Raw genomic sequence first — 13,569 nt, 5'->3', positions numbered from 1 at the left:
ACGAACTCAGGCGCCACGATGCTTGCCAACGCTGGCCCTCTCCCCCAGCCCCTCTCCCGCACGCGGGAGAGGGGAGCACACCCGCACCCGCCTAGGTAGAGATACCGATGCGGACTCACCATCCACCCGGTAGCATCGCAACTTGCCGCACGGCGGCACGCCGTCCTTTTGCGCATCGCCGTCCGAATCCAAACGGACAGGAAACGGGTAGGAGACAAGCATGTATAACAAGAAACTCTGGAAGCAGTTCCTGATCGCGCTGGCGCTGTTCCTGGCCGGCTGGTTCACCTTCGGCCATGCGCAGGCACAGGGCAAGCCGGAGAAAACCAAGGTCACCATCGCGGTCGGCGGCAAGAACCTGTTCTACTACCTGCCGCTGACCATCGCCGAACGCCAGGGCTACTTCAAGGACGAAGGCCTGGATGTCGAGATCGTCGACTTCGCCGGCGGCGCCAAGGCGCTGCAGGCCGTGGTGGGCGGCAGCGCCGACGTGGTCTCGGGCGCCTACGAGCACACCATCAACCTGCAGGCCAAGGGCCAGCGCTACCAGGAATTCGTGCTGCAGGGCCGGGCGCCGCAAATCGTGCTGGTGGTGTCGAACAAGACCATGCCCGACTTCAAGTCGATCGCCGACCTGAAGGGCAAGAAGATCGGCGTGACCGCGCCCGGGTCGTCGACCAACATGATGGCCAACTTCGTGCTGGCCAAGCATGGCCTGAAGCCGTCCGACGTGTCCTTCATCGGCGTGGGCGCCAGCGCTGGCGCCGTGGCTGCCATGCGTTCGGGCCAGATCGATGCGATGGCCAACCTCGACCCGGTGATCTCGATGCTGACGCAGAAGAACGAGGTGCGCGTCGCTTCGGACACGCGCACGCTCAAGGACACGCAGGCAGTGTTCGGCGGCAGCATGCCGTCGGGCTGCCTGTACGCCTCGCAGGCCTTTATCCAGCAGAACCCCAACACCACGCAGGCGCTGACCAATGCCATGGTGCGCGCGCTCAAATGGCTGCAGAAGGCGGGTCCGTCCGACATCGTCAAGACCGTGCCGGAAAGCTACCTGCTGGGCGACCGCGCGCTGTACCTGGCCGCCTGGGAAAAGGTCAGGGAAGCGATTTCGCCGGACGGCACCATGCCGGCCGATGGCCCGCGTACCGCGCTGAATACGCTGCAGCAGTTCGACGCCCAACTGAAGGGCAAGCCGGTCAAGCTGGAAGAGACCTACACCAACGCCTTTGTGCAGAAGGCCAACGCCAAGTACAAGTAAGACCGTATCGCGCACGGCACCGGCCCGCTGTTCACAGCGGGCCTTTGCTTTGCGGCAGCGGCGGCCACTCCATCATCACTCGCCAGCGGCACGGCCGGCGAAAAACACGGTGCACCATGAGCATTCCCGCACTCTCCCTCGACAAGGTCACCTGCACCTTTGTTTCGCGCGATGACCGCAGCCAGCGCTATACCGCGGTCAAGGACGTCACGCTGTCGATCCAGCCGGGCGAGTTCGTCTCGGTGGTCGGCCCGACCGGCTGCGGCAAGTCCACGCTGCTGAACGTCGGCGCCGGCCTGCTTGAGCCTTCCACCGGCGAGGTACGCGTGTTCGGCGAGCCGCTGCGTGGCATCAACCGGCGCGCCGGCTATATGTTCCAGACCGAGGCGCTGATGCCATGGCGCAGCGCGCTCGACAACGTCGTTGCCGGCCTCGAGTTCCGCGGCGTGGCGCGCGCCGAGGCCGTGCGGCAGGGCGAGGACTGGCTGCGCCGCGTGGGCCTGGGCGGCTTCGGCGACCGCTATCCGCACCAGCTTTCCGGCGGGATGCGCAAGCGCGTGGCGCTGGCGCAGACGCTGGTGCTGGACCCGGACATCATCCTGATGGACGAACCGTTCTCCGCGCTCGATATCCAGACGCGGCAGCTGATGGAGAACGAGGTGCTGGACCTGTGGGCCGCCAGGCGCAAGGCCGTGCTGTTCATCACCCACGACCTGGACGAGGCCATTGCCATGAGCGACCGCGTGGTGGTGCTGTCCGCAGGGCCGGCCACGCATCCCATCGGCGAGTTCGCCATCGACCTGCCGCGCCCCCGTGACGTGGCCGAGATCCGCAACCATCCGCGCTTTGTCGAACTGCACGCCGCGATCTGGGACGTGCTGCGCGAGGAAGTGCTCAAGGGTTACGCGCAGCAGCGCAAGGTGGCCTGAGCCCGCCCATTGCAACGTCATCACAACGACAACCAATCCCGATGGCATTCCGTAACGACTCCAAAGGCATGCTGCGCGTCTGGCAGCTGCTGGTGCTGGTGGTGATCCTGGGCGTCTGGCACATCGCCACGCGCTCGCAGCAGGTTGCCTTCTTCTTCGGCGAACCGCTGATGGTCGCGCAGCGGATCTGGAGCTGGTTCTTTATCGAGCGCGATATCTACCTGCACCTGGGCGTGACGCTGCTCGAGACCGTGCTGGCCTTCGGCATCGGCACGCTGGCGGGCCTCGGCGTGGGCTTGTGGCTGGCGCTGAGCCCGATGACCTCGGCGATCCTGGATCCCTATGTCAAGGCGATGAACTCGATGCCGCGCGTGATCCTGGCGCCGATCTTTGCGGTGTGGTTCGGCCTGGGAATCTGGTCGAAGGTGGCGCTGGCGGTGACGCTGGTGTTCTTCATCGTCTTCTTCAACGTCTACCAGGGCGTCAAGGAAGTGAGTCCGGTGGTGCTCGCCAATGCGCGCATGCTGGGCGCCAGCCAGCAGCAGCTGCTGCGCCATGTGTACCTGCCGAGTGCCACCAGCTGGGTGTTTTCGTCGCTGCATACTTCGGTGGGCCTGGCCTTTGTCGGTGCGGTGGTGGGCGAGTACCTGGGCTCGGCGCGCGGCGTGGGCTACCTGATCCTGCAGGCCGAGGGCACCTTCGACATCAACACCGTGTTCGCCGGCATCGTGGTGCTGACCGCGTTTGCGCTGATGCTGGACTGGATGGTCGGCGTCGGCGAGAAGCGGCTGATGAAGTGGCAGCCTAGGAGCGGGGAGACGGAGAAGCTGTAGGCTCGACCGCATCCTCGGCCTCATCCTCGGCTTCCGCCATGCCGAAACGGACCGAGGCGGTCAGTCCGCCACCGGGCGTCCCTGACAGCACCACGCTGGCGCCGTGCAGCCGCGCGATCTCGCGCACGATCGACAGGCCCAGCCCGGTGCCTTCCGCGGACTGTCCGCTCTCGCCGCGATAGAAGCGGCGGAACACCGCCTCGCGTTCGGCAGGCGCAATGCCTGGCCCGTTGTCCACCACCTGCAGCACCGGCATGCCGCCCGACAGTGCAACCCGTACGGTGACCACCGCGCCTCGGCCCGCATAGCGGATCGCATTGTCGATCAGGTTGCCCGTCATCTCCTGCAGCAGCTCTGGCTGTCCGTCGAGCGGCACCGGACCCTCCTGCTCGAATCCCAGGTCGACCTGGCTGCCCCGCGCCACCGGTGCCCATTCCAGCGCCACGCCCTGCGCCAGCGTATCGAGCCGCAGTGGCCGCAGCGTCGGCGCGTAGCCCGCGTCCGGCTCCAGTCGCGACAGCGACAACAGCTGCTGCACGCCCTTGGACGCATGCCGCACGGTGCCGTGCAGCAGCCGCATATGCTCGCGCACGCGTTCGCCATCGCGTTCTCTCAATGCCAGTTCGGACTGCGCCTGGATGATCGCCAGCGGTGTCTTGAGCTGGTGCGCGGCATCGGCAAAGAAGCGCTTGCGCGCCTGCACCATGCGATACAGCCGCGCCATGTACTGGTTCAGCGCCTGCACCAGCGGCTTCATCTCCGCAGGCAGGTCCTTCTGCTCGATCGGGTCCAGCTGGGTGCCGCGGTGCGCGACGGTGTCGGAAAGCCGGTGCAGCGGCCCCAGTCCGCGGCGCACGCCGAACCAGACGATGCCCAGCGCCAGCGTCACCAGCACCAGCTCCTGCAGCAGCGATCCGACCAGGATGTCGCGCGCCAGCAACTGGCGCGGCTCGATGGACTCGCCGACCAGCACCCACACCAGCCGCGTGCGCGCCGAGCCGACGTCGTGGACCGGCAGCGGCTGCGCGGCCATGCGCAGGGGCTGTTCGCGGAACTCGGTGTCGTAGAACACGGTGCGGTAGAGCTGCAGCGGCGCTTCGGCGGGCATCGGCAGGTCGTCGTAGCCGGTCACGGTGGCGCCAGCTTCGTCGCGGATGCGGTAGTAGATGTGCGGACCGGCCTGGTCGTCGAACAGCTCCAGTGCGAGATTGGGCAGGTCCACGTCAAGCCGCCCCTCGCGCAGCCGGATGCCTTCGCGCATGGCGCGCAGCGACGCTTCCAGGGTGCGGTCGAACGCGGTATGCGCGGCCGACATGGCGCGCTGGTATGTGAGCCAGGCATCGAAGGCGAGCAGGCCCATCAGCGGCACCAGCAACCACAGCGACAGCTGCAGCCGCAGGCTGGGCGGCCGGCGCGCAATCTTCATTGCGGACGCGCACAGGCCGACGCCGGCCGCGACTCGAGCAGGTACCCGAGGCCACGCAGCGTGACGATGGCCACGCCGCTGCCATCGAGCTTCTTGCGCAGGCGGTGCACGTAGATCTCGATTGCGTCCGGGTTCACCGATTCATCGATGCCGAAGATCTTCTCCGACAGGGCTGCCTTGTTGACCGCGCGGCCGTCGCGCAACAGCAGGACTTCCAGCACGGCGCGCTCGCGGCCGGTCAGCGCCAGCAACTCGCCGTGCAGCATGAACGCGCGGCTGATGCTGTCGTAGTGGAGCGGGCCGAACGCCAGTTGCGTGTTGTCATGCCCGTGGCTGCGGCGGATCAGCGCGCGGGCGCGCGCCTCCAGTTCGGACAGGTCGAACGGCTTGGCCAGGTAGTCGTCGGCGCCAAGGTCGAGGCCGCGCACGCGGTCTTCCACCGAGCCGTGCGCGGTCAGGATCAGCACCGGCAGCGGATTGCGCCGCTGGCGCAGGCGGCGCAGCACCTCCAGCCCGTCGAGTCCCGGCAGGCCGAGGTCCAGGATCAGCAGGGCGTAGTCCTGGGTGCACAGCAGGCTGTCGGCGCTGCGGCCGTCGTGCATGCAATCGACCGTGAAGCCGGCCTGGCCCAAGGCCTGGCTCAGGGAGTTGGCAAGCATCACATTGTCTTCGGCAAGCAGGATACGCATGGAACAGGGGCAGGGCAGGAAGATCGGCAAAACGGCACGGCATCCCGCAGGCGTGCTGCAGGAACGGCTGAGGCCAGACTGATACAGCGATCTGCTGCGCCTTAGAAGCTAGGGAAACCCCCAACCCCGGGTAGCGCCGGCATGCGTGAATTGACCCGATTCCGAAAGCGAACTGAAAGTGCGCGTCGCCTACCATCCGCCCCGTTCCAGCATCAACACCACAACAACCACACAAACCAAGGAGACATCATGAAGCGCATGGTTATGGCAATCGCGACGATGGGGCTGGCTGCAGCCGGTTCGGCATCCGCCCAGTCGAGCGTGACCCTGTATGGGCTGGTGGACGCCGGTATCGAATACGTCAGCCATGCCGGCCCGGACGGGTCGGCGGTGAAGCTGATCTCGGGAGGCAAGAACACGTCGCGCTGGGGCATCCGCGGCAGCGAAGACCTGGGCGGCGGGCTCAAGGCCATCTTCAACCTCGAAAGCGGCATCGCCATCGATACCGGCCGGCTGGACACCGACAACACGCTGTTCGATCGCCGCGCCACCGTGGGGCTGTCGAGCCGGTATGGCCAGGTGGTGCTTGGCCGCACCTTCACCACCACCTACGACTTCATGCTGCCGTTCGACCCGATGGGCTATGCCCCGGCCTATTCGTGGGCCACATCGTCAACCGCCACCGGCGGCCGCAAGGACGGGCTGTTCTCGCGTGCGTCCAACGCGATCCGCTATGACGGCAGCTTCGGCGGCCTGAAGCTGGGCGCGACCATGGCGCTGGGCGAAGTGGCGGGTGATTTCAAGAGCTCGTCCAAGTACGCGCTCGGCGTCGGCTACAACGCCGGCAAGTTCGCCGCGGCGGCGACGTGGGACCGCCAGAACGGTGCCGGCGCCAGCACCACGCCGGCCGACAGCACCGACTACATCCAGGGCATCCACGCCGGCGCCAGCTACGACTTCGGCGGCCTGAAGCTGTTCGCCGGCTACCGCAACTACAAGCGCACCTTTACCACCGGCGCGCCGGACGACCGCAGCGACATGTACTGGGGCGGCGCGAGCTACGGCTTCACCCCGGCATTCACGCTGTACGGCGCGGTCTACAAGCAGAACATCAAGGGCGGCAACAATGCCGACCCGATCCTGTTCTCGCTGCGCGGCCAGTACGCGCTGTCCAAGCGCACGCTGGCCTACCTGTCGGTCGGCTATGCGGAGGCGCGCAACGGGCAGAACGTCAGCGTGTCGCGCGACCTGGTCGGCTATGCCAGCAACCAGACCGGCGTGATGGCCGGCCTGCAGCACCGCTTCTGACGGGAGCCGACTGGCGATTGACGATTGGGAACTGCCTGCCGCCCTGGCGTAGGGGTGTACGCCGACAAGGACGGCAGGCAGCTTGAGGCGCGTTGCCTCAGCGGGCGCAGGGCGTTGCCGCACGTCCTGCGCCCTTCTTTTATCGGCGGCCGGGCAGGGTGCCCGCCGCCCGGCGCGTGCCCAGGATCACGCTCTGGTCACGCTCACGGCACGATCACGATCTTGCCGGTCACCTTGCGCGCCTCCATGTCCTTGAGCGCCTGCGGTGCCTGTTCCAGCGGATAGCGCGCCGAGATATGCGGGCGGATCTTGCCTTCCTTCATCCAGCCCAGCATCTGCGCCATGTTGGCCTGGTTGGCCTTGGGCTCGCGGCGCACGAAGTCGCCCCAGAACACGCCCACCAGCGACGCCCCTTTCAGCAGCGCCAGGTTCAGCGGCAGCTTCGGGATCTCGCCGTTGGCAAATCCCACCACCAGGTAGCGGCCGCGCCAGCCGATCGAGCGGAACGCCGGCTCGGCATAGATGCCGCCCACCGGGTCGTAGACGACATCCGGGCCCGTGCCGTCGGTCAGCGCCTTGACGCGCTCGCGCAGGTCTTCGGTGCTGTAGTTGATCAACGCATCGGCACCGTGCTCCTTGCACACCGCCAGCTTCTCGTCGGTCGAGGCGGCGGCGATCACGCGCGCGCCGATGGCCTTGCCGATCTCGATTGCCGCGATGCCCACGCCGCCGGCCGCGCCCAGCACCAGCATGGTCTGGCCCGCCTTCAGCTCGCCGCGGTCGATCACCGCATGGTGCGAGGTGCCGTAGGTCAGCGTGAAGGCCGCGGCGGTCTCGAAGTCGATCCCCGGCGGCATCGGCACCACCGAGGCGGCGGGCGCCTTGGCCTGCGTGGCAAACGCGCCGTTGCCCAGGTAGGCGATGACCTTGTCGCCCGGCTTGACGTGGGTGACGCCTTCGCCCACCGCCTTGACCACGCCGGCCAGTTCGGAGCCGGGGCTGAACGGCAGGGCAGGCTTGGCCTGGTATTTGTTCTGGATGATGAGCACATCCGGGAAGTTGACCGCTGCCGCCTTCACGTCGATGACCACTTCGCCCGCGCCCGGCACCAGATCGGGCAGGGTTTCCACGGTCAGCGAATCAGGGGGGCCCCAGGCTTTGCACAGTACGGCTTTCATCTTGTCTCCGGTCGATGTTTGTGGCATTCGTGTGGCATTCCGCGCCAGTCAAGCTTATGCGGGCGGGCAGGGCAAGTGTAGCGTACAAATAGCACGGTCGTTCTGTTCCATGCCGAAGCCGCTGGAGCGGTTATTTGCGCCCTGCATAGCGTTTCGCGGAGTGCCCCGGAACATGGTGCCGGCGCGGCTCAGGGGGCGCTTGTACGGCGCGCGCTCAGGTACAATCGCGCCATGCATATCCTCCTTGCCAACGATGACGGTTATCTCGCGCCGGGACTGGCCGTTCTGCATGCTGCGCTCGCCCCGCTGGGCCGGATCACGGTCATCGCGCCCGAGCAGAACCACAGCGGCGCTTCCAACTCCCTGACGCTGCAGCGCCCGCTGTCGATCTACGAAGCGCGCGAAGGCGTGCAGAAGGGATTCCGCTTCGTCAACGGCACGCCGACCGACTGCGTGCACATCGCGCTGACCGGGCTGCTGGACGAGAAGCCAGACCTGGTGGTGTCCGGCATCAACCAGGGACAGAACATGGGCGAAGACGTGCTGTATTCCGGCACCGTCGCCGCCGCCATCGAAGGCTACCTGCTCGGCATCCCGTCGGTCGCCTTCTCGCAGGTCGACAAGGGCTGGGAGCATCTCGACGCAGCCGCGCGCGTCGCGCGCACCGTGGTCGAACGCATCATCGGCCAGCCGCCCGCCGAACCCTTCCTGCTCAACGTCAATATCCCCAGCCTGCCGTTCGAACACATCAAGGGCTATCGCGCCACGCGCCTGGGCAAGCGCCATCCTTCGCAGCCGGTGATCACGCAGGTGAACCCGCGCGGCGACACCAACTACTGGATCGGCCCGGCCGGCGATGCGCGCGATGCCAGTGAAGGCACGGACTTCCATGCCACCGCCGCCGGTTACGTCTCGCTGACGCCGTTGCAGCTCGACCTGACCCATCGCGGGCAGCTCGATGCGCTCGACCAGTGGTTGAAATAGGCAGCCGCTTCGCAGTGTCGCGCCCCCGATGAGTTCCACGCCCCGACGCAACAAGTTCCCCTTGCCGCTGGACGCGGTCGTCGAACGCAAGCCCGCACCGGCACGCACCGCCGGCATGCCTGCCGTCGACGCGCGGCGCACGGGCACGTCCGCACCGCCACCGAAACCGGCCAAGCCAAGGCTGCCGCGCACCGCGGCACCGGCGCCGGCGCCCGCACCCGCGAGCGCGGTGGAGCAGCGCGCCTCGGCGGCCACGGCCGGCGGCGGCGGCATGGCGTCCGCGCGCGCGCGCGCCGCGCTGGCGGCGCGGCTGCGCGCCGGCGGCATCCGCGACGAGCGCGTGTTGTCGGCCATCGCTGCGGTGCCGCGCCACCTGTTCGTCGAGCCGGGGCTGGCGTCGCAGGCGTATGAAGACGCCGCGCTGCCGATCGGCCACCAGCAGACCATTTCCAAGCCATCGGTGGTGGCGCGCATGATCGAGCTGCTGCGCGACGGCCTGGCCGCCGACACGCCGCTGGAGCGCGTGCTGGAGATCGGCACCGGCTGCGGCTACCAGGCCGCGGTGCTGAGCCAGGTGGCGCGCGAAGTCTTCTCGATCGAGCGCATCCGGCCGCTGCACGAGCAGGCCAAGGCGAACCTGCGCCCGCTGCGCGTGCCCAACCTGCGCCTGCACTATGGCGACGGCATGCTCGGCCTGCCGCAGGCGGCACCGTTCTCGGCCATCATCCTGGCCGCCGCCGGCATGGAAGTGCCACAGGCGCTGCTGGAACAACTGGAGGTAGGCGGGCGGCTGATCGCCCCGGTGGCCGTGGTGCCGCCGGCGGGCGTGCCCGGCCAGACCGTGACGCAGCAGTTGCTGCTGATCGAGCGGCGCAACCGACATCGCTTTCACAGAACCGCGCTTGAAGCCGTTTTCTTTGTGCCCTTAAAATCGGGCACCATCTGAGTCGAACTATGCACAACATCGTGAAATCGCAATATTTCGCACGCGCCGGTCAACTTTTTACGGCTTCTGCGCTGACGGCCCTGCTGGCCGCCTGCGCTAATTCGCCGATGCCGGCCCCTGTCGTTGACCGCACCTCCACCTCGGGCGCTGCCGCCGCCTCGATGGAGCCGGCCCCACCGGGATACTATCGGGTCAAGCGAGGCGATACGCTTTATCGAATCGCCCTGGAAAACGGCCAGTCGTACCGTGATGTCGCGACCTGGAACAACCTGTCCAATGTGAACCAGATCGAAGTTGGCCAGTTGTTGCGCATCGTGCCTCCGGGTGCCGACGTCAACGCTGCGCCCGGGGTTTCCACCACGCCGATTGCCCCGGCCACGGTGCAGGCCCAGCCGATCGACCAGGCGCGCCCGGTGGGCACGCCGGCAGTGGCAACCCCGGCCCCGTCAGCGCCCGCGGCGCCTGCCGCGGCGGCCGCCACGCCGTCCGCGCCGGTCGCCGATGGCGCGATGAAGCTGGCCTGGCCGGCAACCGGCCAGATGGTCGGTAAATTCGATGACAAGGGTAATAAGGGCATCGATATTGCGGGCAAGAAGGGCGATGCGGTGCTGGCTGCCGACGATGGCCGAGTGATTCACGTTGGCCCCTTGCGCGGCTACGGGAATCTTGTCATCATCAAACACAACGAGACATTTCTTACTGCGTACGGGCATAACGAGAAGGTGCTCGTGGCAGAGCAATCCGCGGTCCGCAAGGGCCAGAAGATTGCGGAGATGGGCAACAGTGATACCGACCGGGTGAAGCTTCACTTCGAAGTTCGCAAGAACGGAAAACCGGTTGATCCGATGCGGTACCTGCCGCCACAGTGAGGGTTCATGCCACGCCAGAAAACCGTCTCCTCCGGAACAACTGTCAGTAGGGCTCGCCGTCCAAAGCAGCCGGAAGTGAAGGCTGGTGTGGCACATCCCGACGAGCACGCCGACGCGCAAGCGTTCGAGCCAGATCTTGCTGCCGACCTGATTCCCGTGACCGACGAGCCGATCGCCACCTCCACTTCGGTGGGCCTGCGCGAATCGGACCTGCTCGCCGACGACAACGACCGCCATCTGCGCGATGACGACGATGACGAGTCTGAAGACGAGGAAGACAGCGAAGGCGAGAATGGCAGCGATGGCGCAGCGGCCGAGCACGATGATTTCCGCACGGTGCTGCATACCGAGCTGGCCGCCGACACCGTCCAGCATTACCTGAACCGCATCAGCATCAAGCCGCTGCTGTCCGCGCCGGAGGAATTGCATTTCTCCACGCTGGCCAAGGACGGCGACTTTGCGGCGCGCCAGGTCATGATCGAGCGCAACCTGCGGCTGGTGGTCAGCATCGCCAAGGGATACCTCAATCGGGGGGTGCCGCTGCTCGACCTGATCGAGGAAGGTAATCTCGGCCTGATGCATGCGATCGAGAAATTCGATCCGTCGCGCGGGTTCCGCTTCTCGACCTATGCGACCTGGTGGATCCGCCAGAGCATCGAGCGCGCCATCATGAACCAGGCCCGCACCGTTCGCCTGCCGGTGCACGTGATCCGCGAACTGAACCAGGTGCTGCGCGCCAAGCGCCATCTGGAGAAGGGCGGTACCGACGGGCGCGACGCCAGCCTGGAAGACATCGCCCACCTGCTGGGCAAGACGCCGGACGAAGTGCAGGACGTCCTGGCACTCAACGAACACACCACCTCGCTCGATACGCCGTTCGACCTCGATCCCGGCTCGAGCCTCCTGGATTTCCTCTCTGACGAGCACAACGCCGCCCCCGATCAGGAGGTGGCGCACCGCGAACTGGAAGGGCTGATGAAGCTCTGGCTCGCGCGCCTGTCGGAAAAGCATCGCTATGTGGTGGAGCGCCGCTTCGGCCTCAACCATATCGAACCAGCCACGCTGGAAGAGCTCGCCGAGGAGATGGGCCTGACGCGCGAGCGCGTACGCCAGATCCAGCAGGAGGCGCTGGTCAAGCTCAAGCGGCATTTCGCTTCGCAAGGTGTCAGGAAGGACGCCGTTTTATGACCCCTGTGCTGGTATTCGACATCGAGACCATTCCCGATGTCGCCGGCCTGCGCCGTTTGCATGACCACCCCGACGCGATGAGCGACGGCGAAGTCGCCGAACACGCCTTTGCCGCCCGCCGCGAGAAGACCGGCAGCGATTTCCTGCCGCACTACCTGCAGCGCGTCGCCGCGATTTCCTGCGTGCTGCGGCGCACGCACCGCGATGGTTCGGCCGTGTTCCATGTGGGCTCGCTCGGCACCACCGAGGACAACGAGGCCACGCTGATCCAGAAGTTCTACGAACTGATCGCCCGCTACAGCCCGCAACTGGTTTCATGGAACGGCGGCGGATTCGATCTCCCCGTGCTGCATTACCGCGGCCTCGTCAACGGCGTCACCGCGCCGCGCTACTGGGAGATGGGCGAGGGCCGCGACGAAGACAGCCGCGACTTCAAGTGGAACAACTACATCAGCCGCTATCACATGCGGCACCTGGATCTCATGGACCTGCTGGCGATGTACCAGCCGCGCGCCAGCGCGCCACTGGATGACCTGGCCAAGCTGTGCGGTTTCCCGGGCAAGATGGGGATGGATGGCAGCAAGGTCTGGCACGCATACCAGGCTGGCCAGCTCGACGAGATCCGCGCGTATTGCGAGACCGACGTCGTCAACACCTACCTGATGTACTGCCGTTTCCAACTGATGCGCGGCGGCATGTCGCCGCGCGAGTTCGACACGGAGATGGACCTTGTCCAGGAATCGCTGGCGGAGCTGCCCGGCGAGCAGTGGATGGAATATCTGCAGGCCTTCCGCCTGCAGCGCCTCACGCCCGAAGTCGACGACTTCGAGGATTGATCGCGCCGGCGCCCGCCGGCGTGCGCCACGGCCTTAGAGGTCCAGCGACAGCAGGATCGGCTGGTGGTCCGAGTCGGCGGTATCCGCGTTGATCTCGCAACGCCGGATCCGCGCGGCCAGGTTATCCGTCACGAACATGAAGTCGCAGGCGAACGGTGGCTCGGGCCATTGCTCCTTGTCATGGATGGCGCAGGTCGGCGCGTGCGGCTGGCCGGGATGCGTGAGCAGCCAGGCGTCGCGCCATGGCGTGGTGGCGTCGTCGAACGGCTCCAGCATGCGGCGATAGGCAATGTCGTCGGGTTTGCTGTTGAAATCGCCGCACAGGATGGCTTCGGCGGGGCGCGGTTCCGGCGTGAACGGCCCGGGCCACTTCTCGCTGCGGCCCGGGCGCCGCGCGTGGTCGCAAGCCTGGACATGCCAGTCGCGCAGGGCTTCGGCCTGCGCCGCGCGCTGGAGCGCCGAGTAATACTCAAGGTGCGTGCAGATCACGCGCAGTGGCTGTGTGCCGGCTTCGACGGTGACTTCCAGCGCAACGCGCGGCATCGACGCCACTTGCGGGTCTGCAGGCCACGGCAATGCGTGCCGGAATACCTCGCGTACTGATAGCCGCGTGGCGATCAGGTTGCCGAATTGCTTGTGTGTGCCGTTGCGGTCGCGCCGGTCCACGCCTGACGCAAAGAGCAGGTGATAGCCTGGCAGGAGGGCGGTCAGTTCGGCCACCTGGTCGATGCCCGGCTCGCCACGCAGTTCCCCGAAGCCGCGCGTGACTTCTTGCAGGCAGATCACATCGGCATCGGCCATCGCGCGCAGCGTGTCCACCTGCCGCGCCAGGTCCACACGTCCGTCCGCGCCGCGGCCCCACTGGACATTCCACGAAATCAGTTCCATACAACGCCTCCGTCGTTGACCCGGCCGGTCTGGCATACAATCGCCCTTTCGTAAAACAATACGTCAGGTTTTATCTGGTGTCCCAAGCCGTGTCCTCCCCACAAGAAACGTCCGCCGCCGTGCCCGAATCAGCCGCACCGGGTGCCGCTCCCGCCGCAAAAGAGTCCCGTGGCCGTGGCAATGCCAGTGGCAATGCTCCGGGCGCCGATCCGGTGGTGTCGATCGATAGCC

The 13,569-nt window shown here is 66.7% G+C and carries 13 protein-coding genes; 9 read left to right on the top strand and 4 right to left on the bottom strand.

The window, feature by feature from the left end; genetic code table 11:
• The first annotated feature begins 220 nt into the window (after positions 1-220).
• From J8I34_RS08695 to J8I34_RS08685, 3 genes are all read left to right on the top strand, one after another.
• Positions 221-1,264 carry an ABC transporter substrate-binding protein gene (locus J8I34_RS08695; RefSeq protein WP_209805831.1) on the top strand — a complete coding sequence of 348 codons (1,044 nt, stop codon included), beginning with the start codon at positions 221-223 and terminating at the stop codon, positions 1,262-1,264.
• Positions 1,265-1,380: 116 nt separating this feature from the next.
• Complete coding sequence (locus tag J8I34_RS08690; RefSeq protein ID WP_209771791.1) at positions 1,381-2,193, top strand: ABC transporter ATP-binding protein; 813 nt, start codon at positions 1,381-1,383, stop codon at positions 2,191-2,193.
• A gap of 41 nt (positions 2,194-2,234) precedes the next feature.
• Positions 2,235-3,026 (top strand): ABC transporter permease, encoded by a 792-nt coding sequence (locus tag J8I34_RS08685; RefSeq protein ID WP_029046131.1) that lies wholly within the window; start codon positions 2,235-2,237, stop codon positions 3,024-3,026.
• On the opposite strand, the gene J8I34_RS08680 is transcribed toward J8I34_RS08685, so the two are convergent.
• Complete coding sequence (locus J8I34_RS08680) at positions 2,998-4,452, bottom strand: sensor histidine kinase (RefSeq protein ID WP_209805830.1); 1,455 nt, start codon at positions 4,450-4,452, stop codon at positions 2,998-3,000. The genes J8I34_RS08685 and J8I34_RS08680 overlap by 29 nt on opposite strands.
• Positions 4,449-5,141 (bottom strand): response regulator, encoded by a 693-nt coding sequence (locus J8I34_RS08675; RefSeq protein ID WP_029046132.1) that lies wholly within the window; start codon positions 5,139-5,141, stop codon positions 4,449-4,451. Before J8I34_RS08675 ends, J8I34_RS08680 begins: the two co-directional genes overlap by 4 nt.
• A 249-nt stretch (positions 5,142-5,390) precedes the next feature.
• Between J8I34_RS08675 and J8I34_RS08670 the strand changes: the two genes are divergently transcribed.
• Positions 5,391-6,449: a porin gene (locus J8I34_RS08670; RefSeq protein ID WP_209805829.1), complete on the top strand. Its 1,059-nt coding sequence runs from the start codon at positions 5,391-5,393 to the stop codon at positions 6,447-6,449.
• 203 nt (positions 6,450-6,652) lie between these two features.
• Here the strand turns inward: J8I34_RS08670 and J8I34_RS08665 are convergent, their stop codons facing one another.
• Entirely contained in the window at positions 6,653-7,627 is a 975-nt protein-coding gene (locus J8I34_RS08665) for an NADPH:quinone oxidoreductase family protein (RefSeq protein ID WP_209805828.1), read from the bottom strand.
• A 231-nt stretch (positions 7,628-7,858) separates the two neighbouring features.
• On the opposite strand from J8I34_RS08665, the gene surE reads away from it, so the two are divergent.
• The 5 genes from surE to J8I34_RS08640 are packed head-to-tail and all read left to right on the top strand — an operon-like array spanning position 7,859 to position 12,450.
• On the top strand, positions 7,859-8,611 hold the full coding sequence (gene surE, locus J8I34_RS08660) for a 5'/3'-nucleotidase SurE (RefSeq protein WP_029046135.1): 753 nt from the start codon (positions 7,859-7,861) through the stop codon (positions 8,609-8,611).
• Positions 8,612-8,639: 28 nt separating this feature from the next.
• Positions 8,640-9,557: a protein-L-isoaspartate(D-aspartate) O-methyltransferase gene (locus tag J8I34_RS08655; protein ID WP_029046136.1), complete on the top strand. Its 918-nt coding sequence runs from the start codon at positions 8,640-8,642 to the stop codon at positions 9,555-9,557.
• Between the two features lie 8 nt (positions 9,558-9,565).
• Positions 9,566-10,426, top strand: coding sequence for a peptidoglycan DD-metalloendopeptidase family protein (locus tag J8I34_RS08650; RefSeq protein ID WP_029046137.1), 861 nt, complete (start codon positions 9,566-9,568; stop codon positions 10,424-10,426).
• 6 nt (positions 10,427-10,432) lie between these two features.
• Complete coding sequence (rpoS, locus tag J8I34_RS08645; protein ID WP_209805827.1) at positions 10,433-11,614, top strand: RNA polymerase sigma factor RpoS; 1,182 nt, start codon at positions 10,433-10,435, stop codon at positions 11,612-11,614.
• Positions 11,611-12,450, top strand: a complete 840-nt coding sequence (locus tag J8I34_RS08640; RefSeq protein ID WP_029046139.1) for a 3'-5' exonuclease — start codon at positions 11,611-11,613, stop codon at positions 12,448-12,450. The genes rpoS and J8I34_RS08640 overlap by 4 nt, the downstream gene beginning before the upstream one ends.
• Before the next feature lie 33 nt (positions 12,451-12,483).
• Here J8I34_RS08640 and J8I34_RS08635 read toward each other — a convergent pair whose 3' ends face one another.
• Entirely contained in the window at positions 12,484-13,338 is an 855-nt protein-coding gene (locus J8I34_RS08635; RefSeq protein ID WP_209771881.1) for an endonuclease/exonuclease/phosphatase family protein, read from the bottom strand.
• Positions 13,339-13,569 lie beyond the last annotated feature (231 nt).

This window comes from Cupriavidus phytohabitans (assembly GCF_017815025.1).
Taxonomy (GTDB): Bacteria; Pseudomonadota; Gammaproteobacteria; order Burkholderiales; family Burkholderiaceae; genus Cupriavidus.
The sequence above is the reverse complement of the archived record's forward strand: the minus strand, read 5'-3'. Positions and strand labels throughout refer to the sequence as shown.

What these genes read in the sequence shown, in the direction of transcription:
- J8I34_RS08695 (WP_209805831.1), top strand. Translation starts at nt 221, where the DNA reads ATGTATAACAAGAAACTCTGGAAGCAGTTCCTGATCGCGCTGGCGCTG.
- J8I34_RS08690 (WP_209771791.1), top strand. Translation starts at nt 1,381, where the DNA reads ATGAGCATTCCCGCACTCTCCCTCGACAAGGTCACCTGCACCTTTGTT.
- J8I34_RS08685 (WP_029046131.1), top strand. Translation starts at nt 2,235, where the DNA reads ATGGCATTCCGTAACGACTCCAAAGGCATGCTGCGCGTCTGGCAGCTG.
- J8I34_RS08680 (WP_209805830.1), bottom strand. Translation starts at nt 4,452, where the DNA reads ATGAAGATTGCGCGCCGGCCGCCCAGCCTGCGGCTGCAGCTGTCGCTG.
- J8I34_RS08675 (WP_029046132.1), bottom strand. Translation starts at nt 5,141, where the DNA reads ATGCGTATCCTGCTTGCCGAAGACAATGTGATGCTTGCCAACTCCCTG.
- J8I34_RS08670 (WP_209805829.1), top strand. Translation starts at nt 5,391, where the DNA reads ATGAAGCGCATGGTTATGGCAATCGCGACGATGGGGCTGGCTGCAGCC.
- J8I34_RS08665 (WP_209805828.1), bottom strand. Translation starts at nt 7,627, where the DNA reads ATGAAAGCCGTACTGTGCAAAGCCTGGGGCCCCCCTGATTCGCTGACC.
- surE (WP_029046135.1), top strand. Translation starts at nt 7,859, where the DNA reads ATGCATATCCTCCTTGCCAACGATGACGGTTATCTCGCGCCGGGACTG.
- J8I34_RS08655 (WP_029046136.1), top strand. Translation starts at nt 8,640, where the DNA reads ATGAGTTCCACGCCCCGACGCAACAAGTTCCCCTTGCCGCTGGACGCG.
- J8I34_RS08650 (WP_029046137.1), top strand. Translation starts at nt 9,566, where the DNA reads ATGCACAACATCGTGAAATCGCAATATTTCGCACGCGCCGGTCAACTT.
- rpoS (WP_209805827.1), top strand. Translation starts at nt 10,433, where the DNA reads ATGCCACGCCAGAAAACCGTCTCCTCCGGAACAACTGTCAGTAGGGCT.
- J8I34_RS08640 (WP_029046139.1), top strand. Translation starts at nt 11,611, where the DNA reads ATGACCCCTGTGCTGGTATTCGACATCGAGACCATTCCCGATGTCGCC.
- J8I34_RS08635 (WP_209771881.1), bottom strand. Translation starts at nt 13,338, where the DNA reads ATGGAACTGATTTCGTGGAATGTCCAGTGGGGCCGCGGCGCGGACGGA.